This is a genomic window from Klebsiella sp. ME-303, from assembly GCF_007910085.1.
Classification (GTDB): Bacteria; Pseudomonadota; Gammaproteobacteria; order Enterobacterales; family Enterobacteriaceae; genus Klebsiella; species Klebsiella michiganensis.
The window spans coordinates 1-1,209 of record NZ_VOJB01000018.1; the positions used below are offsets into that span (position 1 = coordinate 1).

2 pseudogenes are annotated in these 1,209 nt (G+C 54.3%); one reads left to right on the top strand and one right to left on the bottom strand.

Going from position 1 to position 1,209, the window contains the following annotated elements:
- Positions 1-182 (bottom strand): annotated as a pseudogene (locus FQK12_RS27530) (hypothetical protein); the annotation flags it as partial.
- Between FQK12_RS27530 and FQK12_RS00130 the strand changes: the two are divergent.
- Positions 114-1,072, top strand: a pseudogene (locus FQK12_RS00130) (IS3 family transposase); the annotation flags it as partial. The pseudogenes FQK12_RS27530 and FQK12_RS00130 overlap by 69 nt on opposite strands.
- Positions 1,073-1,209: the final 137 nt, after the last annotated feature.

A 1,209-nucleotide genomic window follows, 5' to 3' on the forward strand; every position in this document is an offset into this window, starting at 1 on the left:
AGCAAACCTTCATACAGATCGCCCAGACCATCTTTCTGCGCACTGAACCAGTCAATCTGATCCAATGAACGGATCAGTTGCTCAAGATGGCGCGGTTCACGCAGGCGTGTTTGCTTCAGCGCCTGCTGGGCAAGAAGACGATGGAAGTTGAGATCCTGAAAGAAGCTGTGGAGTACGGTCAGTCGCGAAAATGGATAGCGCACGCGCCCTTGTTGCCAAAGGACGGGGAATAGCCCTGGTCAGCCGCACCATGGGCGTGTCGCGTGCGCAGCTGTCACTGCGAATTAACCGTTCTGCCGACTGGCAGGACAGGCGCTGTAAGCGGCGTAATGATGAAGCAGACGCTGAAATACTGTCAGGGCTCCTCGATATCATCAGCGATATGCCCAGTTACGGCTATCGCCGTGTGTGGGGCATCCTGCGTAAGCAACGTCGCACAGAGGGGCTGACACCCGTGAACGCCAAACGGCTTTACAGGATAATGAGCGAGCATAATCTGTTGTTATTGCATGACAAACCAGAGCGGCCAAAGCGTGAACATAAGGGCAAAATAGCGGTGGCAGAAAGCGATATGCGCTGGTGTTCAGATGGCTTCGAGTTCGGCTGTGACAACGGAGAAAAACTGCGGGTTACGTTCGCGCTGGACTGTTGCGACAGAGAGGCCATAGACTGGGCTGCAAGCACCGGAGGCTACGACAGTTCGACGGTGCAGGATGTGATGCTGAGGTCGGTGGAAAAGCGCTTCGGCGACAGGCTGCCGGAAACACCAGTGCAGTGGCTGACGGACAACGGTTCAGCATATACCGCGCATGAAACGCGGAGGTTCGCCAAAGAGCTGAATCTGGAGCCGTGTACAACAGCGGTGAGCAGCCCGCAGAGCAATGGCATGGCCGAACGGTTCGTGAAGACGATGAAGGAAGACTATATCGCGTTCATGCCGAAACCGGATGTGAGAACAGCCCTGCGAAACCTTGCAGCGGCGTTCACGCATTACAATGAAAACCACCCGCACAGTGCGCTGGGATATCACTCTCCGAGAGAATACCGGCGGCAACGTGCATCGTTAACCTAAGATACAAAAGCTGTCCGGAGATGGTGGGTCAAGATCATATACGTTACCATTGAATTATATAAAACGTTGACAATGTCCGCTCTTGGCACTCAGCGGACATATGGGCTTAGCTTTCACAACTGTGTGACTGGAAGGCG